The organism is Zymobacter palmae (assembly GCF_003610015.1).
GTDB lineage: Bacteria > Pseudomonadota > Gammaproteobacteria > Pseudomonadales > Halomonadaceae > Zymobacter > Zymobacter palmae.
This window is the reverse complement of record NZ_AP018933.1, coordinates 1,979,566-2,004,381: the sequence shown is the minus strand read 5'-3', so window position 1 is coordinate 2,004,381 and position 24,816 is coordinate 1,979,566. Positions and strand designations below refer to the sequence as shown.

Sequence of the window (24,816 nt, the reverse complement as noted above, 5' to 3'; positions counted from 1 at the left end):
TTGTCACTGCGTTTGGCTTCTACGGTTCATGTATACCGTTATCTTGAGGGAGCGCTATTTGCAAGCAGTCAGGGTGGTTTTGTACCTAGGGGTGAGACTTGCGCATATCGTGGCTCTTCACGGGGTAGCCGCGCTTCTTATACGTTTGCCAGCACTCGCGCTTGGCATTGAGGATGTCCTGACGCTGGCAGATGATCTCGGCCACGCGGTCGAAGCGTGAAAACCAGTCGGGAATGTCGAGTGCAAGGTTGAGCAGTACGTCGATGCCGGGTTCCGGTGCTTCATCACCGTGGCCGATGGTGACGGGCGGCTGTGGTTCGATCGGGGCATCCAAGCGCATATGCGGTGCATAGCTGTCAGGACGAAACTGCCACAGCTGTTCGTCGATCAGGCTGGCGGTATCGGCATCGTCAACGTGGATATGCACGCGGTACTGCTTGTGCAAAATGGTGTCGACGAGGCGGCAGGCAAACGCTGTGCGGGCATCCGCAGTGGTATCGGACAGGATGTAGAAGTCGACGTTTGTCATGGGAAGGGGCTGCCGCTGCGTGAATGATGGGCGATGAGAGAAGAAGGCGCTGCTTCCCTCAGGAAAACAGCGCGCAGGATACGTGACTTACACGCCGCCGTCGATATCGAGCAGGGCGCCGGTCACAAAGGAGGCTTCATCGGAGGCCAGCCATAGGATGCCGTAGGCCACTTCTTCTGGGCGGCCGGCACGGCCTAACGGGGTGAAGTTTGCTGCTTCGGCCACTTTTTCGCCGTTACCGCCGCTGGCATGAATGTCGGTGGCGATGACGCCCGGTCGCACCGTATTGATGCGGATGCGATCAGGGCCTAGCTCTTTCGACAGGCCCTCGGTCAGACTGTCGATCGCGCCCTTGGACGCGGCATAGTCGACGAATTCGTTCTCACAGCCCAGCTTGGAGGCGATGGAACCGACGTTAACGATGGCACCGCCATGACCACCGTGGCGCGTCGCCATATGCTTCACGGCTTCGCGGATGCAGATCATGGTGCCGAAGGAGTTGATGCGCAGCATGCGTTCAAGACGTTCACCGCTCATCTCGTCGATGCGTGCGACCTGATCGACGATACCAGCGCTGTTGACCAAAACGTCGAGACGACCGAAGTGCTCGATCGTCTTTTGCACCATGCCGACCACATCGGCTTCGACGCTGACATCGGCCTGCAGTGCCAGTGCAGAATCTGGGCCGTTGATGCGCAATAGATCGGCCAATACGCGGTCAGCTTCCTGCTGGTTGCTGCGGTAGCTGAAGGCCACCAGATAGCCGCGTTCGGCAGCGATGCGAGCAGTGGCGGCACCGATGCCGCGGCTGCCGCCGGTGATCAGCATGACCTTGCGAGTAGTGTCAGTCATCTCTGGCTCCTGTTTTATAGTAGGAATTTGTGCGTGGTAAGAATGGCGGAATGGCCAGCATCGTTGCCGCGGGCAATCGCAGTGATGAAACATGCCGGTATGAGCTGCTTGACTGGTGACTTAAACGCCGCCGTCTACGTCCAGTATTGCGCCGGTAGTGAACGAGGCTTCGCTTGAGGCCAGCCACAGCAGCGCATGGGCAATTTCCTCAGGCTGTCCTGCGCGTCCCATAGGAATACGTCCTTCCGCCTGACGTGCCTTGTCGGGGCGTCCACCCTCGACATGAATCAGTGTGTCGATAACACCGGGGCGTACGGTATTGACGCGGATGCCGTCGGCTGCCAGCTCCTTGGATAATCCTTCGGTCAGACTGTCGATAGCTCCCTTAGAGGCGGCGTAGTCGACGTATTCGTTCGGGCTACCGCGGTGTGCGGCGGCGGAACCGACATTGACGATTGCGCCACCGTGCCCGCCACTGCGGGTCGACATTCGTTTGACCGCTTCTCGGCAGCACAGCATGACGCCCACCACGTTGATGGTCATCATGCGCTGAATACGTTGTGCGCTCATCTCGCGCAGCGGCATGGCGGTGTCCACAATGCCCGCATTGTTGATCAGCACATCCAGGCGTCCGTACTGCAGCATCGCTGCATCGAACAGGGCGATGATCTGCTGTTCGTCGGCCATATCGGCCCGCACGGCGATGGCATCGCCGCCGTCGCGCTGGATGTCTTCCAGCACACGTTGCGCAGAAACTTCATCCTGACGATAGCTGAACACGACGCGGTAGCCACGCTGAGCGGCCAGTCGTGCCGTAGCGGCACCGATACCGCGTCCACCGCCGGTCACGAGTAGCACGGGAGTATCACGTGGCGCTGCTGGTTCGTTGTCGAGAACGACCGCCATGTCGATTTCTCCTGAAATGAATGCTGCTTGGCCGGAGCCGAACAGCGTTCGTCGATAGAATGGAGAGCCTACCCTGACATCAGGGTAGGCCCAGGCTGCTCAGGCGTTGGCCTGTTGCAGCAGATAGCGGGTCAGTAGGCCGACCGGGCGTCCCGTTGCCCCTTGTTTGCCGTGCCAAGCCGTACCCGCGACATCCAAGTGCGCCCATGGATATTTGGCAAAGCGAGACAGGAAGCAGGCCGCTGTGATGGAGCCGCCTTTGCGGCCGCCGATATTGGCAATGTCGGCGAAGTTAGAATCTAACTGAGACTGATAGTCGTCCCACAGCGGCATCTGCCAAACGCGATCCCAGCTGGCGTCAGCTGCATTGCGCAGCGACTGGGCCAGTGCGTCATCGTTAGCGTACAGACCGGAAGCGTGGTCGCCCAGCGCGATGATGCAGGCGCCTGTCAGCGTGGCAATGTCGACGACGCTGGCGGGAGCAAAGCGTTCGGCATAGGCAAGCGCATCGCACAGTACTAGGCGGCCTTCCGCATCGGTGTTCAGTACCTCGACGGTCATGCCATTGAGCGTAGTGATGATGTCGCCCGGCTTAAGGGCCTTGCCGTCAGGCATATTTTCAGCGGTCGCGATGATACCCACCACATTGATGTGCGGTTTCAGCGCCAGCAGAGCCTTGAATGTTCCCAGTACGCTGGCAGCACCGCCCATGTCGTAGCGCATCTCGTCCATGTCGGCACCTGGTTTGAGTGAGATACCCCCCGTATCGAAGGTGATGCCTTTGCCGACCAGTACGTGCGGCGCGTCGCTTTCGGCACCCCCGCGGTATTCCATCACGATCAGGCGTGATTCCTGCTCGCTGCCTTGGCCCACTGCCAACAGTGCGCCAGCGCCCAGTTCGCGCAGTTGCTCTTCACCCAGAATGGTGGTGGTCAGCGCGCTATCGGCGGCCAGTGCCTGTGCTTGGTCGGCAAGGTAGGCGGGCGTGCAGAGGTTGCCCGGCAGGTTAGCCAGTTCGCGGGCAAAATTGATGCCTTCGCCGTACGCACTGCCCACGGACAGCCCCTGTTCGGCAGCGGCCTTGGCCTCCGCGCTAGCGATCAAGACGACGGACTCGAGTGCAACCTTGGGTTGATCGCCCGTTTTGCAGGCGGTGAAACGGTAAGCCGCGCGCAGCGCATGTTCCGCGACGGCACGGGCAACGCTTTCGGTGTCCAATTTTTCATTGGTCAGCCCTTCACTGGCGACCCCAACACGTTTTGCTGATAGTTCGGACACGGCAGCAAAAGCGGCACTCAGCAGCTTCTGCAGAGCGTCCATCGAAAACGTGTCCGGTTTGCCTGCGCCTACCAGCAGTACGTGCGTCAGTGATAGGCCGGACAGATCGCTGCGCAGCAGGGTTTTGCCCGCCTTGGCCTTGAAATCGCCCCGCGCGATAGGTGCCAGCAGACGGCCATCAGTAGCACTGTCGAGTTCCTGTACGAGAGAAGACGGTGTATCGGTATCAAAAACGGGCAGGATCAAGCAGTCCAGCGCTGACTGATCAAGAGCGGTAACCGTGGTGAAAAGCATAGAAAGCTCCGATGAATCGTAGGGGTGACGAGAGTGGCCTGAGACAGTGACTCTAGGGTAGTGCGCCAATGACGCAGACTCGGCGCAATGACGGTGCTCTCAGCGGCCGTTAGGGTCTTAGATGGGGACGATTGTCATTGAATAAACCTTAGCATTTATCCAACGCGTGCGGCACCCCGAGATAAACGGCGAATGAGCGCGTGACGTATGGCTGTATCGAATGCGCTTGATCGCCACATCATGGCGCGACGTGAAGGGTACGTGGCACGGGTGGGTAAGCGGAGTGCGCGCATTGGCACGAATAGACCCATTGTTATAGGGCGTAAACGTGCTGTCAGCTATGGCGACGTGGTGTAGGTATACCGTCATGCAAGGACGCGTAAACGGCACGCTAATTGTTAACAATGAAGGCAGAAAGGGGGAATGACATGAGCATTGCTATTATCGAAGGCAAGGCGATCGAAAAAGAGAAGGACGTGTATGTGCAAGTGGCCAGCCAGATAGATTTTGGCGTGGGTTATGGCTACAACTACCATGCTTTTCTTGATCGCTTAGGGTATGACCTAGAACGCCCCATTCATATCGTCTGGAAGGATCATGCTGTTTCAAAAGACGTACTGGGGCGCGATTTCGACCGGCTGGTTGATTTAATGGAACAGATCAAGAGGGATGATGAACGTTTCTGCCCAGAGGGCGAGCGTTTTACATTCTCGCTGGAGTAAAGCGGGAGTAAGTAATAAGAAAGAGCACCTTGGATACGGTGAAGAGGTGATGAATAAAAAGGCGAAGGTCATATGATGGCCCTACGCATACGGCACATAAGTTGACATCAACATGTGCGGGCCCGCACCGGCGAGGCACAGTGTGCAATATTGCCTTATCCTTTCTAAACCAAATGCTAATGCCGCAGTCACATAGGGTATCTTCTGTGGCGGCAGCGAAAGAAATGAGAGGCCGCCTATATACGCTGAGTGACGGCTTTCAATGGTATATCGCTATTCCTCGTTAGGGGCTTTCCGGCGTGCATCTGTTACGATGGCGGGTTGCCGTGCTTGATGCTGCCAGCATCGCAACGTGTGCAGCATTCCAGTACCATGCTTCGCGCACCGCGATGACATTGTGATTCAGCGAGTGTTGAAGTGCCGTCAACTTCAATGAATTTAGCCGTTTGTTGCTGAAAGGCACGTACTGCGTCTAGGGTGAAAGACGTCAATGTCGGTGTCGATACGCGTATTTCCTGTTCGATAAGGAATGCGAACGGCCGGTTTTATGAACATGTTCCGCACTGATGAAAACGGGTCTTGCTCAGGAGCCCGGTCAGACAGTGGGGATTAGGGAGAAACGAGCGCGTGGTTGTCTTTCGTTATCTTATCCGCGAGATCGTACTGACGATGCTGGCCGTAGCGGTGGTATTGCTATTGGTCATCATGGGCAGTCGCATCATTCGTTATATGTCAGCCGCCGCGTCGGGCGAGCTGCCGCTGGGGTTGGTCGGTCGTCTTGTGATGTATCAGATGCCGGGTTTTCTAGAGCTGATACTGCCGCTGGCGTTTTTCTTGGGCATTCTGCTGGCCTACGGTCAGCTGTATATGAACAGTGAGATGACCGTGCTGCGGGCCTGCGGCGTTAGCCCGATGAAGGTGCTGCGTGTATCGCTGTGGCCCGGTGCCGTTGTGGCTGTCATCGTCGCGCTGTGCAGCCTGTGGCTAGGGCCGCTCGGCAAGCAGCAGATTTCCGAAGCCCTGTTCGAACAGCAGCAGCACGCTGATTTCAGCATACTGTCTGCTGGACGCTTCCAGAACGTGGGAGGGCGCACGGTATATGCCGCCAGCATGAGCCACGGTAACAGCCAGCTCAACGATATTTTCGTGTCCGAGCCGCAGCGTACCAAGGGTGCACCGGCCGAGGTGGTCATCAAGGCTGATCACGCCTATCAGGTGCGCGACGAGAAGACGGGTGCGCGCTACCTAGTATTGGACAGTGGCGAGCGCTACAGCGTTGAAGCAGGGCGTATGGATGCCGAACGCCTGACCTTCGCCAGTTACTCGACGAAGATTGAGGACAACCTGCAGGCGCTGGAAGTGAGCGAAATGGATGCGATGCCTTCCGCTCAGCTGTGGGGCAGTCATGACCGCAAGATGCGAGCCGAGCTGCAGTGGCGCTGGTCGCTGGCGATCATGGTGCCAATTCTGACCCTACTGGCGATGTCGCTGTCGAAAGTGGATCCACGTCATGGCCGTTTCGGTCGCATCCTGCCCGCGATCATCCTGCACATTGCCTACCTTAGCTTGCTGCTGACGGCGAAGAGCTTGATCGGCAACAGCCGTTGGCCCGCCGATGTTGGCATGTGGCCTATTCACTTGGGATTTTTGATCTTAGGTATCTGGCTGGTGAAACGTACGTTCGGTCATAAGGGAGCCCGCTGATGTTCGACCGTTTTGACCGCTATATCGCCCGCAATGTGCTGTGGGCGATGTTGATCGTACAGGTCACGCTGTTGTCGCTGGATTTCCTGCTCAGTTTCATCAACGAACTGGGGGATGCCAGCAAGGATTATGGCCCTTTGCAGATGCTGGCTTATCAGGCGATGCGTCTGCCGTGGCGCTTCTATGGCTACATTCCCGTTGGCGTTTTGCTGGGGGGGCTGTTGGGATTAGGTGGCATGGCGTCCAGCAATGAGCTGACGGCGATCCGTGCCGCAGGCCGGTCGCTGACGCGCATCGTATGGGGTGCGATGAAACCGCTGCTGCTGGTGATCGGCATCACGATGGCGATTGGTGAATGGGTTGTGCCTCTCTCGGAGCAGAGCGCTACCGCCTATCGCCTTGAGCGACTCAAAGGCATTGGGGCTATGTCGCAGAGCGGCGGTTGGCAGACCGAAGGCGGCGATATCTACCGCTTCGGTACGATTCGCTCCGACAATACGGTACTTGACGTTACGCGCTTCATCTTTGATGGCCACACGCTAACTTCCGTGACGCATGCAGACTCGGCCAGCTGGGATGCCGCACAGCAGCAGTGGACATTGCATGCCGTCAAGGAAACGCACTTGAGTGAGCAGCAGGTGCAAACGAACAGCGCGGACAGTGCTCGCTGGGATACGGCTTTCTCGCCGGAGTTTCTTACGCTGGTGCTGATGGACCCCGAAACTCAGTCGATCGGTGACCTGTGGCGCTATGGCCGCTACATGGACGATCAGGGTACCGACAGCCATTCGGCGTGGTTGAACTTCTGGCAGAAGGCGCTGCAACCACTGGCGTTGGCCGGTTTGCTGCTGGTGGCGGCATCGTTCGTCTTCGGGCCGTTACGCACGGTCGCGGCCGGTACGCGTATCTTTTACGGCATCGTGGCGGGGCTGATCTTCAAATATACCCAGGACCTACTGGCACCGTCGTCCGTACTGTTTCACTTCTCGCCGCTATGGGCCGTACTCGCACCGATTATTGCCTGCTGGCTGCTCGGTATCGTGCTGCTGCGTAAGCGCGGCTAGTGGGTGAAGGGCGTCTTGCCTTCATGTGAACGTTCGTTAAGGAAGGCGCTTTGACTTCAGCGCTTTGAACGATGGCGCGCAGTGTCGTGGTGCTTGATGCTCACTATATGAACAGTGTCTGCCGCTGTGCTTAATAGGTAGTGAATCGAAGAAGGCCCGCTTCAATCACTGAAGCGGGCCTTCTTTTTCTTCTGCACTTACCGATTTTGCACTTACCGGCCCTTGCTGACCGTTATCGGTGATACAGCTGCCGATGGTCGTCATGGCCGCGTATGACGCTCGGCGTCATTCTGGCGCAGTCGAGCGCTGTGCACGTCGTTCGAGGCATTCCATGACATGAGCCGCAGCAACGAAGCCGAACGTGCCGGTCAGGAAGGTGGCAGCGCCGTAACCTGCCGCGCAGTCCATTCGCGTGGCATTACCTGCGCCAGGCTTCTGCATGCAGACCGCACCGGTCATATCGGGATAGCGGCGTTGTTCGGTTGAGCAGACGCAACTGATGCTGAAGCGACGCTTGAGGTTGCGGCTATAGCCATGTTCGCGGCGCAGGCGGGCGCGCACCTTGGCTAGTAGCGGGTCATGCTCGGTGCGGGTCAGGTCGCGAATCTCCACGCGGGTCGGGTCGATGAGGCCTCCTGCGCCCCCCGTGACGGTCAGGCCGATCTTGCGCCGCTTGCACCATGCAATCAGCTCCGTCTTGGCGATGACACTGTCAATGGCATCGACAACGTGGTCGGCATCGGCAGGAATGCGTTCATCGATATTGGTGGGTGTGACGAATCCTTCTACGGTGTTGATCCGCATCCCTGGGTTGATGAGGCGAGCTCGTTCGGCAAGGATCTGTACCTTGGGGCGTCCGATCGTGCCATCTAGTGCATGAAGCTGGCGGTTGATGTTGGAGACGCAGGCATCATCGAGGTCGATCAGCGTTAGCGTGCCGACTCCGCTGCGGGCAAGCGCCTCTACGGTCCAGCTGCCGACCCCGCCAACGCCCACAACTACAACGTGGGCACGGGTGAACGCATCAAAGCTCTGGCGGCCGTAGAGGCGCTGGATGCCACCGAAGCGGAAGTCGGCATCGTCACTGGTATACGCTGGCCGTTCATCGGTGGCCGAGGTCATGGCATCGCGGTCTGACATGAGCATTGTCCTGAGTACTAAGAATGGGGCGAGGCGGGCCTAAGCAGGGAGCCTCAAGGCGATGACGCTATAGTGACCTGAGTCACGGGCTGATAGGTCTGCCAGCCCAGATGATCAAGCAGAGCGCCGAAGTCGCTGGAAAGCGGTGCCGATACCGTTAGCATCCTGCCGGTCACCGGGTGAGGCAAAGACAGGTATGTGGAGGCCAATAGCAGACGAGTATCGCCTTCCCACTCGGCAAAGAACGTGTTTTTGAAATAGCGGTTGTGAACGCCTTTGCCGTGCTTGGCATCACCGATGATGGGGTGGCCGATGCCACTGAGGTGGCGGCGGATCTGATGGCGACGCCCCGTCAGCGGGCTAGCCTCCACCAGTGCATAGCGCGACGTCGGATAGCGGTCGATGGCAACGTCCAGAGAGGCAGTCGCTAAGCGCGTGACATCCGTCTGTGCGGGCATGGCGGGGCATTCTGCTTTTGGACGCTTGCCATCTTCTTCTCGCAGCGGGCGGTCGATGCGCAAGGTCTCTGGGGCATGGCCGCGCACGATGGCCAGATAGCGCTTTTCCACGCGATGTTCGGCAAACGCCTCGCACAGTGTTGACGCGTGCGCAGACGATAGGGCGAAGACCATCACGCCTTCCGTAGGACGATCAAGGCGATGCACCGGGTAGACCCACTGCCCCAGCTGGTCGCGCAGTTCCGTCATCAGAATGCGTGTCGCATGCGCGGCCAGCGGGCTGCGATGCACCAGCGCCCCAGCGGGCTTGTAAACGATGACCAGCGCATCGTCCTGATAAAGAATGGGCACAGAGGAAGAATCGGAAGACATGGATGGCATCTCGCCCACGTGAAAAGTCGGCATTATACCGATAACGCTGCGCGCATGAAGAGACCCCACCTTTTATAATGCGACTTCATGTTTGAGGGCTTCATCCTGCATAATGGCGAACCAATATCCGATTGCGCCATTCAGGGAAACATCGACGTGAGTCGCAAGCATCGCTCCGACGCTACAACCTTCATTGATGAAAACGGTATCGAACGCAGACTCTTTCGTGCGCGCGGCAGCTTTGCCGACCGCTGTGATGCCTGCATGCTGCCACGTCTGAACTGCCTGTGTCCTTATCAGGTGACGGCAACGGCGCGTGCCGAAGTTTGGCTGATCATGCACCCGCATGAAGCTTACAAGCCCACCAACACCGGGCGTCTGATCAAGGATGTGTTGCCGAGTACGCGCATCTTCCAATGGTCACGCACCGAGCCTGATGACGAGTTGCTCGCACTGTTGGCGTCGAATCGCTATCGGCCTTTTCTGATCTTTCCCGACGATCAACCCGACTATGCTGACCGTATTGTGCGGCAGCCGGCAGTGGAAGGGGAGCAGATACCCGTCTTCATCATCCTAGATGGCACTTGGCGACAGGCGCGTCGTATGTTCCGCCAGAGCGTTTATCTGGCTTCGCTGCCGATATTACCCCTGCACACCGATCGACTGACGCGCTACAAGCTGCGCACGCCGGCATCAGAAAGCCACCTCTGCACAGCTGAAGTGGCAGCAGAACTGCTGAAGATGGCCGGTGACGTGGACGCCAGCCAGCTGCTGGATGATTATTTCGATACTTTCAACGACTGCTATGCTGCCAGTCGCGTGCATCATCGCCTTCAAGCACCGACGGAGGCTATGCAGCGCTTGCTGGCATGGCAGCGCACAGGCAACGACAGTGTCCCCTTATTCGAAGTCGACTGATTCCTATCAGCCCTTCACCATGGAAGTTACCCGCATGCGGGTGGTTAGGTACTCAACAGTACTTCAGTCATTGTTAGGAGAAGAGATATGGCCGTTGGAGTCATTGCCACATTCGTGGCCAAACCGGAATCCGTAGCACAGGTTGAAGAAGCACTGCGCAAGGTCGTTGCACCGTCCCGTATCGATGATGGCTGCGAAGACTACGCACTGCATCACGATCAGGAAAACGAGCGTTGCTACTACATGCTGGAACGCTGGAACGATGCCGACGCACTGGAACGCCACCAGGAGCAGGAACACTTCAAGGCACTGATCGAAGCGCTGGAAGGCAAGCTCGAATCGTTGGATGTAAAAGTGCTGGATAACCTGCTGTAAGCACGTTTACACATCACGATGAGCTATAAAAAAGGCCGAGGACCTAACCGTCTTCGGCTTTTTTATATAGGGAAAATCATAAAAAATCGGTTCGATAATATAGGTTATGAATTGCATATAAATTAATAATAGGGGGGGTGATAAGCGTTTTTAATAGTCAATATGATGGTTATATTGCTGTCGTTAACCTTAAATAAAACATTCTATTATCATGATGTTGCACGTGTGTGGCACCACTTTACAGCATATTTCGTAACCTCAATACCCATGTCATTGAAGGGACTTCAAATCACAAAATTGCGGTAGAAAACTTTTATTGTAAAAAGGATAAATGTTGTAGAAGGGGAACAGCAATCACTCAGGTTATAAAACAGGCTCTTAACCTTTAAATGAAGGGTGGATGTTAGTGTGTTGTCGACATAGGTGTATCAACGTGGGATGCACTGACCATATGATCAAGCCGGTGGCGGCGCATGGGAAAGGACGATGAGAAGAGCGCTTTTTATTCCAGCACCAGAGTGAAGGAGGCCTTTGCCTTTGCGGTATCGGTGCCGATGCCGCAAAGGCCTGTCAGGTCATCAGCTTAGCCATCCCCGCTGACGTTCACGGAACAGGTGTTCTACAGCCGACATCCGCCGCTTGTCGATCATCAGTAGGATCACATGATCATCGTGTTCGATATGCAGCTCGCCTGTGGAGATCAGTACTTCCCCATTGCGCACGATGGCACCGACCGTGACGTCTGGTGGCCAGTCGATGTCATCAATACTACGCCCCACTACCAACGAGGTATGCGCATCGCCGTGAGCGACGATCTCTACCGCTTCCGCGGCGCCGCGGCGCAACGAGTGTACGTTGACCGTATCGCCCTGACGCACGTGCGCCAACAGGCCATTGATAGTGGACTGGGCCGGTGAAATGGCGATATCGATGACGCCGCCCTGCACCAGATCAACGTAGGCGCCGTTATTGATCAGTGCCAGCACCTTGCGTGCCCCCAGCTGCTTGGCCAGCATGCACGACATGATATTCACTTCATCATCGTTGGTCAGCGCGCAATAGATATCGCACTCGTCGATATTCTCGTCGGTCAGCAACTGCTTGTCGGTGGCACTGCCGTGCAGGATGACCGTGCTGTCAAGCCGTTCAGCGAGGAAGTGGCAGCGTTCGTCCAGCTGCTCAATGATTTTGACCCGGTGGGTTGCTTCCAGCGTTAGTGCCAACCGCTCGCCAATGCGGCCACCGCCCGCAATAATGACGTGGCGCACGTTGCGGTCAGCGTGGCGCATGCGGCCCATCACGCTGCGAATATCTTGGTGAGCCGCGATAAAGAACAGCTCATCGTTGTCTTGGATCAGTGTATCGCCGGTAGGAATGAAAGGGTGATCATTGCGGTAGATTGCGGTCACGCGGCTGTCCAGTCCGCCGGTGAGTTCGTGTAGCTGGCGCAGCGGCTTGCCGATCATTGGGCCGCCACGATAGGCCTTGACCGCCACCAGCTGCGCTAGCCCGTCCGCAAAGTCGATGACCTGCAGTGCGCCCGGGTATTCGATCAGGCGTCGGATATGGGTGGTCACGAGCTGCTCGGGGCTGATTAGCACGTCGATCGGAATGTTTTCATCGCGGAACAGTTCGCGATACGTCAGGTAGGCGCCCGAACGCACACGAGCGATACGGGTCGGTGTGCGGAACAGGCTATAGGCGACCTGGCACGCCACCATGTTGATTTCGTCGTTGTTGGTCACGGCGATCAGCATGTCCGCAGATTCGCAGCCCGCCTGGCTGAGCGTGGACGGGTGAGCGCCGTGTCCCTGCAGGGTCTGGATGTCGAGTCGGGCATGCAGCGTGCGCAGGCGCTGCTGATCGGTATCTACGACGGTAATGTTGTTGGCTTCGCCTGCCAGGTGCTCGGCCAGCGAACCGCCGACCTGACCTGCGCCAAGAATGAGAATCTTCATCGAACCCGTCTTTTGTCGTTATGAAATGGAAGGCGTGCCGACGTTACCTCTCGTCGATGACCCCGATCGCAAGAGCATATTCCTTGCGGTTGATCTGTATGGACTGTGCAGATTGAACGCGTCGCTACTGGCAGACGGCCTGTCCTAGTATTTTGATCTGGCGCTTCGCCAACGCTGCCAGTGTCGCCTTATTGGTATCATAGGAGACGGGGCGGGTCAGAGGCCATAGCAGGTGAACGTTGAATCCTTCATCTGCTGCGTCCTGCGCACTCCACAGGACACAGACGTCGCGCGCCAGACCGCACAAATAGAGATCGGTGACACCTGCGTCGTGCAGCCAACCGGCTAGCCCCGTGGCCCTGCGCTCACCGCGCTGATTGACGTTGTGACGGAAGGCACTATAGGAATCGACGTAGGTATCGAATCCCTTACGCAGGATCAAATCTGCATAGCGCCAGTCGATAGCCTCATGCAGTGCCGCTCCCGGCGTGTTCATCACACAGTGATCGGGCCACAGTACTTGCTCATGCCCGTGCAGTTGTATCAGATCGAATGGATGGTGATCCGGGTGCTGGCTAATGAACGATACGTGATCGCGGGGATGCCAGTCCTGCGTTGCCACGACATGGTCGAACAGATCAGCGTCCATCAGTTGCGCCAGCGGAGGCAGGATATCTTCGCCATCGGCGCAGGCGAGCGGCCCACCGGCCATGAAGTCCGACTGAACATCAATGACGAGCAGCGCACTGCGGTGACGTTCGATCTGGGAAGGCAGCTGATCCATGAACTTCTGTAACGCTGAGGGACGCATCACGTTCGATATCTCCGCGGTAATGGACGTTGTCTAAGCCGAAAGTTCGTTCGACCAAAATATAGCGGTTTTGCGAGGTGAAAGGCATGCGGCAATGCGAAAGGCTATTACACTGTGTCAATAATAATGTGTGATCGCCCCATATTCCGTTGCATGCGTCACGTTATATGAAATTTCGCGTTAAAAGCCGGTCAATGTTGACAACGGGCAAAGAATGTATCAAACAAAGCATGTTAAACTAATATGAGTAGTGTGCGATATAGGGCTTTCTGCCGATTAAGAGGGTCTGCATTGGGTATATTTCGATGCAATCGCCATAAGGGATGAAAAGGCACGATGTGTTGAAGAGTGAAAACGACCGCTCTTGTGTTCAACGCTTTCTGCCATAAATATGGAATGTATGACGTTAGCGGGCGAGCCATGCGCAATGGTCTAAGCCCTAGCGAACAGGGACAGGTGGGGATATCACATGGCTTATTATCGTAAACCGGCGCTGGGGATGGACGACATCCACCATTTATTAGGTGTGACGCTGCGCGATGGGCGTGAGCAACGCTGTGGGCGCATCGTTGGGTTGGACTACAACCATGACCAACCGATCATCGACGTACTGTGGGAAGGGCAGAAGAAGGTCGAGCGCGTGTCCATTAGCCTTGAACAACTGGCTGGACTGATGAAGGCGTTTGTCGATGCGCGGCGCGTATCAAATGTGCGCGCAGTAGGGCCGGAAAATGCGCCCACTCACTCGCCGACGGCTTCTGCATCCGGCAGTGCTTCTGTATCGGACGGAGCTTCCACCGACGCTTTGCCAGAACGCCGACGCGCCTGATTGTCATTCTTGAGGCATTCACTGCAAAGAAAGATGCCTCAATGATAAAGACCACCATCAGGCGCGCAGACATATCCACACGTTGCCGGATCAGTTGGGCAGCGACAGTACTTCGCGTGCCAACCGGATCATTTCCGGCGTCCCCGTATTCTTCTCTCTAATATCCGACAGCTTCACGACCGGCAGCCAATCATCGCTGAGGTCAGGGCGGGTATCCATCATTTTGACGACCATGTTCATCGACTTCAGGCCGACATCGTTGGTGAAGTTGGTGCCGATCCCGAACGACATCCCAATCTTATCGCGGCAGAACTCGACGATACGGTCGACTTTGTCGGGGTCGAGTGCGTCCGAGAACACAATGGTTTTCGTACGCGGGTCGATGCCCATCTTCTTGTAGTGCTCGATGGCTTTCTGTGCGAACACAATGGGATCGCCGCTGTCGTGGCGCAGGCCGTCAAACAGCTTGGCCAACATTTTGTCGAAATTGTCGAAGAAGATGTCAGTCGTGAACGTGTCCGTCAGCGCGATGCCCAGATCGCCGCGATAGACCTGAACCCAGTTGTTCATCGCCATGCTGTTGGCCATCTTGAAGCCGTATTTGGCCCCATGGAACATGAACCACTCGTGCGCATGCGTCCCCAGCGGCTTGATGCCGTGGCGATAGGCCAAGTAGACGTTGCTGGTGCCAGTAAAGGTTTCCTGACCGTATTCCGTCAGCGTGCTGACGACTTTGTCATGGAAGTCATAAGAATAGCGGCGACGAGTACCGAAGTCGGCCACTTTGATGCCCATCTGGCGATAGTGCTCGATCTTCTGATGGGTGCGGGCCAGCGATACTTCATCGCTGTCGCGGTCTTGGCCTTCCATCTGGAACCAGAGTTCGCTGATCAGGGCCATGATCGGCACTTCCCAGAGAATGGTGCGGTACCACAGGCCTTCGATGACGACTTCGAGGTCTTCGCCTTTCTGCTCTATCTTGACTTCGGACGGGTCGTAGCGGAAGCCTTGCAGGAAATCGTGATAGGACGGATCGAGATAAGGGCAGGTCTGTTCGAGGAAGCGGCGTTCGTCGGCAGTGAGTGCCAGACGCGACATGCCTTCTACCGCGTGGCGTAGACGGTCGGCGAAGCCAGCGGGAAAGCGGTGCTGACCACGGTTGATGAACTGGTAGCGAGTCCATGCGTTGGGAAACAGTTTCACGACCGCGTTCTGCATCGTGAACTTGTAGAAATCGTTGTCCAGGATTGAAACGAGCATTGGTAAGCCAGTTACCTCATCAGTGGTTGAAAGGGCACCGTGCCATAGGTCACCGAGATCTTTTACCATATATTAATGTAGTGAACATGCCGCATCGTGTTGATGTTTGTAGCGATCATGTACGTCCTAGCGGGACGGGTGCATATACGCTTACCCGATCAACGGTAGGGAAAAGCATAACGCAGCAGCGCAGCCGACGCTATCGAGAGCACGGCCGTGGCAGCGGCGCTATGGGCGCCTGCTCCGATGTTTTATCGGCTGCTGGGCCGCTTATGGGTCGTCTTTCGCAGATGCGATAGGCATACTGAAAGACGCGATGCCTTGAGGCTTTGGGGCAAGGCACGCTCTCCTCAACGATAGAAAATTAGGAACAACAATGAGCAGGACACCTTCACGCCAAGACTTTGATACCTACATGATCCCCACATATGCGCCCCAGGACGCCATCATTGTGCGAGGAAAAGGTAGTCGAGTATGGGATCAGGACGATAACGAATACGTTGATTTTGCAGGCGGTATCGCGGTCAATGCGTTGGGACATGCTCATCCTGAACTGCTTGAGGCGCTGAAGACTCAGGCAGATAAGGTCTGGCATGTTTCCAATGTCTTTACCAACGAACCTGCGCTGAAACTGGCGCGCGCACTGGTCGATCTGACCTTTGCCGACAAGGTGTTCCTGTGCCAGTCCGGTACAGAGGCAAACGAAGCGGCCTTTAAGCTGGCGCGCCGCTATGCTCACGACCGCTTCGGCGAAGACAAGTACGGTATCGTCTCGTTCCGTCAGTCCTTCCACGGCCGCTCTTTCTTCACCGTCAGTGTCGGCGGGCAGGAGAAGTACTCCAACGGTTTCGGTCCAAAACCGGCCGGCATAGAACACGGCGTGTTCAATGATCTGGAAAGCGCCCGTGCTCTGATCAACGACAAGACCTGTGCGGTGGTCGTTGAGCCGGTGCAGGGGGAAGGTGGTGTGCGCCCGGCAACGCAGGCGTTTCTGGAAGGTCTGCGTCAGCTGTGCGACGAACACGATGCGCTGCTGATTTTCGATGAGGTGCAGTGTGGTATGGGGCGCACGGGTGATCTGTACGCCTACATGCAGTACGACGTTGTGCCGGACATTCTGACCTCTGCCAAGGCGATTGGCGGCGGTTTTCCGCTGGCTGCGATGTTGACCACGTCTGACGTGGCCGAAGCGTTCCAGCCGGGCGTGCACGGTTCCACCTACGGGGGTAACCCGCTGGCAGCAGCAGTAGGCTATGCGGCGGTGTCCTGCATTGCTACGCCGGAAGTGCTGGAAGGTGTGGCTGAGCGTTCTCGCCTGTTCCGTGAACACTTGGAGCGCCTAAACCAGCAGTACGACATCTTCAGTGATGTGCGTGGCGCAGGGCTGCTACTGGGCGCTGAGCTGAAAGGAGCGCTGAAAGGGCGTGCTCGTGATGTCATGAAGGCAGCTATGGATCAGCAGCTGATGATGCTGGTGGCGGGTACGGACGTGTTGCGCTTTGCCCCGTCGCTGATCATCGAACCGAAAGATATCGAAGACGGCATGATGCGTCTGGAAAAAGCGATCAAGACGCTACTGTAAGGCAGCCCGTTGGCGTGCTACAGGCTATATGTGTAGCGCAGAAAGGCGTGCCCATTGGGGTGCGCTTTTTTTTGTGGTGTTGTGTGCTGGCATGTCAGGTGACCTACAGTCGATAGCAGTGTGATGATGCGTGATGAATGGACGTGAGAGGCCCAGCGTGTGAGGCTCGATAAGGAATGTCGGCATGCTTGCGATCAGAAGGCGACAGTGCTGTAGGCGTGAAGAGATACTGCAGTGTCTGATGGTAATGCGAGGAGAGTATCTGGTACGTATAGATGGGGGGGTGGCAAACCTTACTGCGTAGGTAAGACTCAACCTGTACTAGTGGGCATGGTTCTTTAGTCTAATTCCATGTTACTGTTAAGTTTGGGAACAATGTGCGGTATCTGACTCCCTGTGCGGTGTTAACGAGATGGAAGTGACAGAGTGTCGCGGGGCTGGGTGGGAGTACCTCTCGGTGTCCATCTGGAAACTTTTCGCTTGTAGCCTTATCGTAGTCTAGCTCAAGCATACGGGGACTGGGGTCGGTATCCACAACCCCGTCATAATACTGCGTACACTTGGCGTAAGCATGCGCCGCATGCTTGCTGCATCATGCCCACAGGGCCGGTTGCATGATGCTGCCAACGATACCTTGGGTTTCCTGACCTACGGTATGGGGTCTACCGTAAGACGTGCTGTCCACACGAGTCAGCGGTAGAGCGTATGCAGTTGCCTCATCGCCTCTCCAAGGGCGCTTTAAATCCTCTTGCAGTCGATGATCCAGTGATCGTCGAGTGCCAAGAGGGCTTCTTTTCTTCCTGCATTTTCATCCCGTCGTCGATTCTCGCTCACATCTGTTCGCAACGTCTGTGATGTGGTGCCGAGCTCTCCCGTATGATTTCGCGTAATGTACGCCTCGCCATACGCTTCGTCCATATGCCTTTTGCTTAAGGTAACGTGAACGTGGCATTAAAAGTCGCTTACATGATCATTGAGACCATTTGTGGTAGCAATGCGCCATGAGACCTTATGATGGGTATCCATTGGTCGCCTTTTCTAAGACGATAGGGCGCGTCATGCTAAGTGACGAGAGGAAGGATTCTGCAGCCTAACGGCCTGTGGCCGATAACGAGCAGCAGGAATGGACGGTACGGTACTGTGTCCAGCGCCCTGTTTTCAAGGGCATCGGCATGGAGTGCTGCCTTCTCGCGGAAGATGATGAGCCTGACTATCGACTAATGGTTAATGATTTCAGCCAATATTCATGGCCTCACCATCTCGCCAGTGGACACAGTCCGCGTTAAGATCATTAAACCGACTCCACGGGACGCCCTGTGCCCGTAGTGCACCTTGAGCAATGAGGCTGACATGTTTCTTATTTGTGGCGAAGCGCTGTTCGATTTCTTTGCTGACCGCGCACGAGCAAGCGAAGATACTCCCCATGTACACTTCGAAGCCGTAGCTGGCGGTTCTCCTTACAACGTTGCAGTGGGTCTGGCGCGCCTCGAACGCCGCGCCGCGCTGTTCACCGGTCTGTCTAACGACTTCTTGGGTGAACGCCTGCACAACATCATGCGTCGTGAAGGTGTGGACACACGCTTCCTGATTCGCATGGACAACCCGACGACGCTGTCGATGGTTGCAGTGTCTTCCTGCGGTATGCCTCAGTACTCGTTCTATCACAAGCAAGGCCCGGACAGCGCCCTGCGTGTAGAACACCTGGAGCCGCTGCCTACGGACGTTCACGCGATTCACGTAGGGTCTTACTCCTTGGTTGTATCGCCGACTTCTGAAACGCTGCTTGAGCTGCTGGAACGCGAAGGCAAAGACCGTCTGGTCACCCTCGACCCGAACGTCCGCCTGACCATCGAGCCGGATCTGCAGCGTTGGCAGAAACAGGTCGATGCGTTTGCCCGCTATGCTGACGTTATCAAGGTCAGTGACGAGGATCTGTCTCTGCTGTACGGCGATGCAGATGGTGGTGTCATGGCCGAACGCTGGCTGAAAGGCCGCACTAACTTGGTCATGGTGACGCGCGGTTCCAAAGGTGTGACGATCTTCACTTCAAGCACTCGCTTTGACGTTCCGACTATTCCGGTCGAAGTCGTTGATGCCGTGGGTGCCGGTGACACCTTCCAAGCTGCCGTACTGTGCTGGCTTTCTGAGCACAAGTTCGCGTCTTCCAAAGGCATTGCTTCCATGACACGCGAAGACCTGATCGACATGGTCACGTTTGCCAACAAAGCTGCCGGTATTACCTGTCTGCGTCGTGGCCCGGACTTGCCGCGTCGTCATGAAATTCCGGCATCTGAAGAAAAATCCACGTCTGCTGCTGCCGTCTGAGCGGATAGCACGGTAGACCGTATCGCTTGATTGCACAGGGAGGTGCTTCATGCGTTCACTTCATCATGCACTGGTTTTGGGGTCGGCTCTACTAGTAATCGGTACGGGTACCGCTGCGATGGCAGAGTCCATGCCGATGCATGATCATGCTCGAACGTCTACAGTCGTTCAGGCACAGCGCGCACCGTCTACAAAGGCGCTTAAGGACGCGGGAATGTCCATGCATAAGGCGATGGATATCACGTACACCGGTAATGCTGATGTGGATTTTGCGCGTGCCATGGTTGCTCACCACCAAGGAGCGATCGACATGGCCAAGGTGGAGTTGCAGTATGGCACTGCACCTGAAATGAGGGCGCTGGCTAAGGATATTGTTGATTCTCAGCAGCATCAGGTTGAACAGATGCAGCGATGGATAAAGGATCAGGAACAGCAGCACAAGCAACCCTGACCGCTATATCGCCAGACTGCCTATGGAAAAAGGGCCCCTGAAGGGGCCCTTTTTTGTTGTGCGAAATGTCAGTTACCGTGCTGTCGGGCTATTTTGCATCCTGCACGTCATCACCGTGAACGAGAATGTCCATGCCGATGTACTTGTCCATGATGGGGCGGATGCTGCCGTCTCTGTACACTTCATCAATGGCAGCATTGAAGCGTTCGGCAAGCGCCTTGTCGCGCGGACGGAACGCCATAGCAATACCGGGGCCGAAGACATCAAGCGGTTTGCTGATCGGTGCTGCTGCCTGACGGTAGAGTGAATCGGCATCCTGAAGGCGGAAGGTGTCGCGGCTGGTGAGCATATCGACCAGCGCTGCATCCAAGCGGCCGCTGCGCATATCATTGCTGATGTCTTGCTCGGCAACGTAGCGACGGATAGTGGCGGTGCTGCCGTAGAAGCGCGTCACATAGTCATCGCGGGTCGTGCCGCGCTGCACGCCAATGACCTTGCCCTTCATTTGGGCCATGTTCGTGGGGTCAAGCGTACTGTTGCGTGCCACGACCCAGATATGCGCCGTGTTGTAGTACGGGTGAGAGAACAGCACTTGCTGGGCACGCTCGGGTGTGACGCTCATCGAAGACAGGATGGCGTCGTACTTACGCATCATCAGGCCGGGAATGAGAGCGTCCCAGCTCTGGTCGGACCAAGTGCAGTGCAGGCCTGCGCGTTCGCACAGCAGGTTGCCCAGCTGTATTTCAAAGCCATCCAGTGAACCATCCGGCAGGCGGTAGGAAAAAGGGGGATAAAGTTCTATCGCCAGCGTGACGTCGTTGCTGTTGCGGGCCTGTGCCGCCTGATTCGAAGCGACTGCAATGCTGAACGCAGCCATGAGAACAGTGAGGAATCGTCGCGTCATGTTGAAATCTTTGCGTACCGGAACGGCGTAATAACAAGGGCAGTGGAAAGGCGCGAGCTGCCCGCAGGTCTGAACACGTGCTGCCTACTTACTGCGGTGTTTCAGGGAAATACTTGTCGACCAGCTTTTGGTACGTACCGTTTTCCTTGAGCTCGGCCAGCGCTCGGTTGAACCGCTCGGCCAGCGCCTGATCGCGCTTCCTGAAGGCGATACCGAACCCATCGTTGAAATAGCGTTCATCCTGAATTTTGGCGCCTACCAGCCTGAAACGGCCCGGGCTGGCCTCAAGCAGTGCGCTTTGTCCAGTGGGATAGTCGAACAGGGTGATGTCGAGTCGGCTGGCCATCAGATCGTTGACGGCATCGTCAGCGCTGGCATAGCGGCGGATATCGTTGTGCTGGCCATATAAGTCGGTGGCATAGCGATCCTGAGAGGAACCGCGTTGCACACCGATGCGCTGATGGCGCAGGGTGTCCGTCGTCACGTTGCTCAGCGGTGAATCTACAGGGGCGAACCAGCCCGAAGGCTGGATCAGGTAAGGATCGGAAAACAGCACCTGCTCGCGGCGATCATCACTGATGGTCATGCCTGACATGATGGCATCGGCTTTGCGGGTCATCAGGCTGGGAAGCAGTGATTCCCAGCCCTGTTCGCTCCAGCTGCACGACAGCTTGGCCTGTGCGCACATGGCATTGCCGAGGTCGATGTCGAATCCTGCCAGCTCGCCGTCCTTGTTGCGGAATTCGAACGGCTCGTAAGGAATGTTGAGGATCAGACGCACCCGTTCGTTGGCCGCGATCGCGTGACCCGGAAGCGCTCCCAAGCAGGCAGCAGTCACGCTGATGGCGGCCACGGCTTTCCTGAAGAGTGTCATGATTGTGTTTCCTTCATAGGAATATACGCAGTCGTTACGCGGAAGCTGGCTGGGTATGGATCAGCAGCTTTCTTTCCAGTCGTCGGAACAGTGCCTGCAGGGCAAAGCTCAATACCATGTAGAACACGGCGGCCGTAACGAAAGGCGTGAAGCCATCATACGTGTTGAACAGCACCTGAATGGCGGCACCTGTGATGTCGGTCAGCGTGACCACACTGGCGATCGCCGTGGCATGCAGCATGAAGATCACTTCGTTGCCGTAGGCGGGCAGAGCACGACGGAACGCGTTTGGCAGCACGACCCGAAGCATCGTCTTGCGTGGGCTCATGCCATAGGCATGGGCTGCTTCGATTTCACCCTTGGGTGTTGTCTTTATGGCGCCGTAGATGATTTCGGTCGTATAGGCCGCCGTGTTAAGCATGAAGGCGGTAATCGCCAGCCAGAACGGCGAGCCAATCAGGGTATGCCACAACTGACTATCGGTCTGGATTTGGCCCAGTCCGTAATAGATCAGGTACAGCTGGATCAGCAGCGGCGTACTGCGGAAGAGATAAGTGAAGACGGCTACGGGGCGATGCACGAACGGAACGCGCATGGCACGGATCAATGCAAAGGCCAGTGCTAAGCACAGTCCAAGGATCAGCGAGATAAACGTCAGCTGGATAGTGGTCACGAAACCGGGCCAGTACAGGCTCAGATTTTCGGCGGACAGTGATTTGATGCCCGTTAGATCGTGCAGCAAATGCGCCAGAGTATAGGAAAGCGAAGTCGTATCGTTCATGCGGCGTCCTTGAATCCTGTGTTGTAACGGCGTTCGAGCCACTTCAGGACGACTTCCGAAATCATGGCGATCAGCAGGTAGCCGATCAAAACGGGGGTCAGGAAGCGGAAGGGCGCGTGAAAGCTTTTACCGGCTTCGTTGGCGTAAAACACGATATCGTGGAGGCTGATAAGCGATACCAGCGCTGTTGTTTTCGACAACACCATCCAGTTGTTGGCGATCCCGGGCAGCGCGTGGCGCATCATCAATGGCATTCTGATGCGGCTGAATACCTGCCATTTGCTCATGCCATAGGCCTGGGCGGCTTCAATCTGACCGGCATTCACGGATTGGAAAGCGCCGCGGAATGTCTCGGACATGTACGCACCGAAGATCAACCCGATGGCAATGACGCCTGACATGAACGGATCCAGCGTGCACTGCAAGTCGACGCGGTTGTCGGTCCACTCAAGCACTTTGTCTGCGGTCACGTTGATCACGGCCTGCATGCCATAGTAAATCAGCAGCAACAGGATGAGATCGGGGATGCTGCGGGTGATGGTGGTGTAGATCGTCGAAATGATGCGCAGTGTGCGGTTGTCCGAAATACGTGCGCTGGCGGACAGCAGTCCTAGCACAATGGCGACGATCAGCGACAGCACCCCCAGCGAGAGAGCAAGCAAACCACCAGACAGCAGCAGGTGGCTATAGCCGTTGAAATCGAAGAATGCCTTAACGGCGTCAGTGATGGACTGTAGCGTGTGATTTTCCATGGCGTCCTCTCGTCAGAGCCTCCGTAAATCAGCGGCGTGACGGCGTCAGGAACTGCTGCAAGCGCAGTGACGTCGGATTGTCGAAGATCTGCGCGGGCGTTCCGGCTTCTTCGATCTGGCCTTGGTTCAGGAATACCACTTGGCTGGATACGTCGCGGGCGAAGTCCATCTCGTGGGTGACGACGACCATCGTGCGCCCTTCGGCGGCGAGGTCGCGCATGACGCCAAGCACATCGCCGACCAGCTCAGGGTCGAGAGCCGATGTCGGCTCATCGAACAGCATTACTTCTGGTTCCATGGCCAGTGCACGGGCAATCGCACCGCGCTGCTGCTGGCCGCCGGACAGCTGGTTGGGGTAATAGTGTGCCCGCTCTGCCAGGCCGACACGTGCAAGCAGGGCCATGGCTTTCTCTTCAGCCTCTTTTTTAGGCACGCCCAGTACATGGATCGGTGCCTCGGTCACATTGCGCAGCAGCGTCATGTGCGACCACAGATTGAAGTTCTGGAATACCATCGACAGGCGTGCACGGATACGCTGGATCTGCTGAGGGTTGGCAATGGTGCGTTTTCCGCGGCGGGTAGTGAACTGGACGGGTTCACCGTGCACGATGACATCGCCTGCATCAGGGCATTCCAGCAGGTTCATGCAGCGCAGGAATGTACTTTTGCCCGAGCCGGACGAGCCGATAAGTGTGATCACGTCTCCCTTGCGAGCGGTCAGGGATACGCCACGCAGCACCTCGTTCGTGCCATAGCTTTTGTGCAGATCGTTGATGACCAACGGATGGGGTGTCGACGTTGTTTCTGACATGAAGTAGCTTCCAGCCTAGCACTGCCGCTTCACGGGCGGCTTGAACCGTCAGTGAAAGCGTCGATCAGTGGCGAAATAAAACACGAGTTCATGTAGTGACGGTGCGGAATGCACTCCGACCCATCACGGAAATATGCAGGATTCGTGCCGTATCTAAATAGAAAAACGCAGTATATCAGAGCGGCACCAAGGCTTCTCTGTTCATACTGGACACGGCTATGTAATGCATCAATGACCGCGCATCATGCCATAAACCGAACGCCGACTGTAGTCCAAAGCCATTATAAGGCGGTGCAATGGGCACTATCTTGCGGGATACGCATCAACGCGGATGTATCGAAGCCCTGTGCGCTGGCAATGGCGACCAGTGCATCAAAGCGCGTTTCATCCAGAGTGGGCGTTCTTGACAGTATCCAGAGGTAGTGGCGGTTTGGGCCGACCACCAGTGCATAGTGGTAATCATCGTCCAGCACCAAGATGTTATAGCCGCTATAGAATGGGCCGAAGAACGATACCTTCAGTTGGCCATCGGGCGGCGTGTTCAGCGGGGCAGCCTTGCCTTCAGCCTCTTTCCACTCGCCACTCTGTGCATTGCGGCCACGGTTGATGACACGGATCATGCCGTCATCGCGCAGCGAATACTGAGCAGTGACGCACTCAAGGCCGCGTTCAAAGCGGTGATCGAAACGGGCGATTTCATACCAAGTGCCAAGGTGGCGCTGGAGATCCAGCTCGGGGATCGGATGTGTTCCCTTGGGGGCACCGGTGCAGCCAGTGATGAGCAGAACAGCGGAAGAGACCGTTGCCAGTAGCATGTGAAGGGGACGTAGTAGACGGGGCAGTGTCATGAGCAGCTCCTGTGTGAC

General features: G+C 56.6%; 24 protein-coding genes. 9 read left to right on the top strand and 15 right to left on the bottom strand.

The window, feature by feature from the left end; genetic code table 11:
* Positions 1–85: 85 nt before the first annotated feature.
* From ZBT109_RS09035 to ZBT109_RS09020, 4 genes are all read right to left on the bottom strand, one after another.
* Entirely contained in the window at positions 86–529 is a 444-nt protein-coding gene (locus ZBT109_RS09035) for a DNA polymerase III subunit chi (protein ID WP_027704952.1), read from the bottom strand.
* An 87-nt stretch (positions 530–616) separates the two neighbouring features.
* Positions 617–1,381 carry an SDR family oxidoreductase gene (locus ZBT109_RS09030; protein WP_027704953.1) on the bottom strand — a complete coding sequence of 255 codons (765 nt, stop codon included), beginning with the start codon at positions 1,379–1,381 and terminating at the stop codon, positions 617–619.
* Positions 1,382–1,501: 120 nt separating this feature from the next.
* The gene (locus ZBT109_RS09025; RefSeq protein ID WP_051523751.1) at positions 1,502–2,287 is read right to left on the bottom strand and encodes a glucose 1-dehydrogenase; all 786 of its coding nucleotides are present in this window, start codon (positions 2,285–2,287) and stop codon (positions 1,502–1,504) included.
* Positions 2,288–2,386: 99 nt separating this feature from the next.
* Entirely contained in the window at positions 2,387–3,859 is a 1,473-nt protein-coding gene (locus ZBT109_RS09020; protein ID WP_027704955.1) for a leucyl aminopeptidase, read from the bottom strand.
* A gap of 428 nt (positions 3,860–4,287) precedes the next feature.
* Between ZBT109_RS09020 and ZBT109_RS09015 the strand changes: the two genes are divergently transcribed.
* The 3 genes from ZBT109_RS09015 to lptG all read left to right on the top strand — a co-directional run bounded on the left by ZBT109_RS09015 (position 4,288) and on the right by lptG (position 7,349).
* Complete coding sequence (locus ZBT109_RS09015) at positions 4,288–4,581, top strand: barstar family protein (protein ID WP_169733999.1); 294 nt, start codon at positions 4,288–4,290, stop codon at positions 4,579–4,581.
* Between the two features lie 627 nt (positions 4,582–5,208).
* Positions 5,209–6,285, top strand: coding sequence for an LPS export ABC transporter permease LptF (gene lptF / locus ZBT109_RS09010; RefSeq protein ID WP_027704957.1), 1,077 nt, complete (start codon positions 5,209–5,211; stop codon positions 6,283–6,285).
* Entirely contained in the window at positions 6,285–7,349 is a 1,065-nt protein-coding gene (lptG, locus tag ZBT109_RS09005; RefSeq protein WP_324603177.1) for an LPS export ABC transporter permease LptG, read from the top strand. Before lptF ends, lptG begins: the two co-directional genes overlap by 1 nt.
* A gap of 285 nt (positions 7,350–7,634) precedes the next feature.
* Here the strand turns inward: lptG and tcdA are convergent, their stop codons facing one another.
* The gene (gene tcdA / locus ZBT109_RS09000; protein ID WP_408646058.1) at positions 7,635–8,489 is read right to left on the bottom strand and encodes a tRNA cyclic N6-threonylcarbamoyladenosine(37) synthase TcdA; all 855 of its coding nucleotides are present in this window, start codon (positions 8,487–8,489) and stop codon (positions 7,635–7,637) included.
* 53 nt (positions 8,490–8,542) lie between these two features.
* Positions 8,543–9,319 (bottom strand): pseudouridine synthase, encoded by a 777-nt coding sequence (locus ZBT109_RS08995; protein WP_038278023.1) that lies wholly within the window; start codon positions 9,317–9,319, stop codon positions 8,543–8,545.
* 156 nt (positions 9,320–9,475) lie between these two features.
* On the opposite strand from ZBT109_RS08995, the gene ZBT109_RS08990 reads away from it, so the two are divergent.
* Together ZBT109_RS08990 and ZBT109_RS08985 are read left to right on the top strand one after the other, a co-directional pair.
* Complete coding sequence (locus tag ZBT109_RS08990) at positions 9,476–10,237, top strand: tRNA-uridine aminocarboxypropyltransferase (RefSeq protein WP_051523756.1); 762 nt, start codon at positions 9,476–9,478, stop codon at positions 10,235–10,237.
* 87 nt (positions 10,238–10,324) lie between these two features.
* Positions 10,325–10,612 (top strand): putative quinol monooxygenase, encoded by a 288-nt coding sequence (locus ZBT109_RS08985; RefSeq protein ID WP_027704961.1) that lies wholly within the window; start codon positions 10,325–10,327, stop codon positions 10,610–10,612.
* A gap of 578 nt (positions 10,613–11,190) precedes the next feature.
* On the opposite strand, the gene trkA is transcribed toward ZBT109_RS08985, so the two are convergent.
* Entirely contained in the window at positions 11,191–12,570 is a 1,380-nt protein-coding gene (gene trkA / locus ZBT109_RS08980; protein WP_027704962.1) for a Trk system potassium transporter TrkA, read from the bottom strand.
* A 124-nt stretch (positions 12,571–12,694) separates the two neighbouring features.
* Positions 12,695–13,381: a nicotinamidase gene (locus tag ZBT109_RS08975; RefSeq protein ID WP_232012890.1), complete on the bottom strand. Its 687-nt coding sequence runs from the start codon at positions 13,379–13,381 to the stop codon at positions 12,695–12,697.
* A 469-nt stretch (positions 13,382–13,850) separates the two neighbouring features.
* Between ZBT109_RS08975 and ZBT109_RS08970 the strand changes: the two genes are divergently transcribed.
* Positions 13,851–14,210, top strand: coding sequence for a hypothetical protein (locus ZBT109_RS08970; protein WP_027704964.1), 360 nt, complete (start codon positions 13,851–13,853; stop codon positions 14,208–14,210).
* Between the two features lie 90 nt (positions 14,211–14,300).
* Here the strand turns inward: ZBT109_RS08970 and pncB are convergent, their stop codons facing one another.
* Positions 14,301–15,470, bottom strand: coding sequence for a nicotinate phosphoribosyltransferase (pncB, locus tag ZBT109_RS08965; RefSeq protein ID WP_027704965.1), 1,170 nt, complete (start codon positions 15,468–15,470; stop codon positions 14,301–14,303).
* Positions 15,471–15,846: 376 nt separating this feature from the next.
* On the opposite strand from pncB, the gene ZBT109_RS08960 reads away from it, so the two are divergent.
* The 3 genes from ZBT109_RS08960 to copM all read left to right on the top strand — a co-directional run bounded on the left by ZBT109_RS08960 (position 15,847) and on the right by copM (position 19,828).
* Positions 15,847–17,052, top strand: a complete 1,206-nt coding sequence (locus ZBT109_RS08960; RefSeq protein WP_027704966.1) for an aspartate aminotransferase family protein — start codon at positions 15,847–15,849, stop codon at positions 17,050–17,052.
* Positions 17,053–18,402: 1,350 nt separating this feature from the next.
* Positions 18,403–19,377, top strand: coding sequence for a carbohydrate kinase family protein (locus ZBT109_RS08955; RefSeq protein ID WP_027704967.1), 975 nt, complete (start codon positions 18,403–18,405; stop codon positions 19,375–19,377).
* Between the two features lie 49 nt (positions 19,378–19,426).
* Positions 19,427–19,828 carry a CopM family metallochaperone gene (gene copM, locus ZBT109_RS08950; protein ID WP_027704968.1) on the top strand — a complete coding sequence of 134 codons (402 nt, stop codon included), beginning with the start codon at positions 19,427–19,429 and terminating at the stop codon, positions 19,826–19,828.
* A gap of 88 nt (positions 19,829–19,916) precedes the next feature.
* On the opposite strand, the gene ZBT109_RS08945 is transcribed toward copM, so the two are convergent.
* From ZBT109_RS08945 to ZBT109_RS08920, 6 genes are all read right to left on the bottom strand, one after another.
* Positions 19,917–20,732, bottom strand: a complete 816-nt coding sequence (locus ZBT109_RS08945; protein ID WP_027704969.1) for a transporter substrate-binding domain-containing protein — start codon at positions 20,730–20,732, stop codon at positions 19,917–19,919.
* 88 nt (positions 20,733–20,820) lie between these two features.
* Positions 20,821–21,606: a transporter substrate-binding domain-containing protein gene (locus ZBT109_RS08940; protein WP_084261777.1), complete on the bottom strand. Its 786-nt coding sequence runs from the start codon at positions 21,604–21,606 to the stop codon at positions 20,821–20,823.
* 34 nt (positions 21,607–21,640) lie between these two features.
* Positions 21,641–22,387, bottom strand: coding sequence for an ABC transporter permease (locus ZBT109_RS08935; protein WP_084261778.1), 747 nt, complete (start codon positions 22,385–22,387; stop codon positions 21,641–21,643).
* Positions 22,384–23,139, bottom strand: coding sequence for an ABC transporter permease (locus ZBT109_RS08930; RefSeq protein WP_051523752.1), 756 nt, complete (start codon positions 23,137–23,139; stop codon positions 22,384–22,386). The genes ZBT109_RS08935 and ZBT109_RS08930 overlap by 4 nt, the downstream gene beginning before the upstream one ends.
* 28 nt (positions 23,140–23,167) lie before the next feature.
* Positions 23,168–23,950: an ABC transporter ATP-binding protein gene (locus tag ZBT109_RS08925; protein WP_027704973.1), complete on the bottom strand. Its 783-nt coding sequence runs from the start codon at positions 23,948–23,950 to the stop codon at positions 23,168–23,170.
* Between the two features lie 281 nt (positions 23,951–24,231).
* Positions 24,232–24,798, bottom strand: coding sequence for a lipocalin family protein (locus ZBT109_RS08920; protein ID WP_084261779.1), 567 nt, complete (start codon positions 24,796–24,798; stop codon positions 24,232–24,234).
* Between the last annotated feature and the right edge of the window lie 18 nt (positions 24,799–24,816).

Excerpts from the sequence above, each read along its gene's own strand:
- ZBT109_RS09035 (WP_027704952.1), bottom strand. The coding sequence starts at position 529 with ATGACAAACGTCGACTTCTACATCCTGTCCGATACCACTGCGGATGCC.
- ZBT109_RS09030 (WP_027704953.1), bottom strand. The coding sequence starts at position 1,381 with ATGACTGACACTACTCGCAAGGTCATGCTGATCACCGGCGGCAGCCGC.
- ZBT109_RS09025 (WP_051523751.1), bottom strand. The coding sequence starts at position 2,287 with ATGGCGGTCGTTCTCGACAACGAACCAGCAGCGCCACGTGATACTCCC.
- ZBT109_RS09020 (WP_027704955.1), bottom strand. The coding sequence starts at position 3,859 with ATGCTTTTCACCACGGTTACCGCTCTTGATCAGTCAGCGCTGGACTGC.
- ZBT109_RS09015 (WP_169733999.1), top strand. The coding sequence starts at position 4,288 with ATGAGCATTGCTATTATCGAAGGCAAGGCGATCGAAAAAGAGAAGGAC.
- lptG (WP_324603177.1), top strand. The coding sequence starts at position 6,285 with ATGTTCGACCGTTTTGACCGCTATATCGCCCGCAATGTGCTGTGGGCG.
- tcdA (WP_408646058.1), bottom strand. The coding sequence starts at position 8,489 with ATGTCAGACCGCGATGCCATGACCTCGGCCACCGATGAACGGCCAGCG.
- ZBT109_RS08995 (WP_038278023.1), bottom strand. The coding sequence starts at position 9,319 with ATGTCTTCCGATTCTTCCTCTGTGCCCATTCTTTATCAGGACGATGCG.
- ZBT109_RS08985 (WP_027704961.1), top strand. The coding sequence starts at position 10,325 with ATGGCCGTTGGAGTCATTGCCACATTCGTGGCCAAACCGGAATCCGTA.
- trkA (WP_027704962.1), bottom strand. The coding sequence starts at position 12,570 with ATGAAGATTCTCATTCTTGGCGCAGGTCAGGTCGGCGGTTCGCTGGCC.
- ZBT109_RS08975 (WP_232012890.1), bottom strand. The coding sequence starts at position 13,381 with ATGCGTCCCTCAGCGTTACAGAAGTTCATGGATCAGCTGCCTTCCCAG.
- ZBT109_RS08970 (WP_027704964.1), top strand. The coding sequence starts at position 13,851 with ATGGCTTATTATCGTAAACCGGCGCTGGGGATGGACGACATCCACCAT.
- pncB (WP_027704965.1), bottom strand. The coding sequence starts at position 15,470 with ATGCTCGTTTCAATCCTGGACAACGATTTCTACAAGTTCACGATGCAG.
- ZBT109_RS08960 (WP_027704966.1), top strand. The coding sequence starts at position 15,847 with ATGAGCAGGACACCTTCACGCCAAGACTTTGATACCTACATGATCCCC.
- ZBT109_RS08955 (WP_027704967.1), top strand. The coding sequence starts at position 18,403 with ATGTTTCTTATTTGTGGCGAAGCGCTGTTCGATTTCTTTGCTGACCGC.
- copM (WP_027704968.1), top strand. The coding sequence starts at position 19,427 with ATGCGTTCACTTCATCATGCACTGGTTTTGGGGTCGGCTCTACTAGTA.
- ZBT109_RS08945 (WP_027704969.1), bottom strand. The coding sequence starts at position 20,732 with ATGACGCGACGATTCCTCACTGTTCTCATGGCTGCGTTCAGCATTGCA.
- ZBT109_RS08940 (WP_084261777.1), bottom strand. The coding sequence starts at position 21,606 with ATGACACTCTTCAGGAAAGCCGTGGCCGCCATCAGCGTGACTGCTGCC.
- ZBT109_RS08935 (WP_084261778.1), bottom strand. The coding sequence starts at position 22,387 with ATGAACGATACGACTTCGCTTTCCTATACTCTGGCGCATTTGCTGCAC.
- ZBT109_RS08930 (WP_051523752.1), bottom strand. The coding sequence starts at position 23,139 with ATGGAAAATCACACGCTACAGTCCATCACTGACGCCGTTAAGGCATTC.
- ZBT109_RS08925 (WP_027704973.1), bottom strand. The coding sequence starts at position 23,950 with ATGTCAGAAACAACGTCGACACCCCATCCGTTGGTCATCAACGATCTG.
- ZBT109_RS08920 (WP_084261779.1), bottom strand. The coding sequence starts at position 24,798 with ATGACACTGCCCCGTCTACTACGTCCCCTTCACATGCTACTGGCAACG.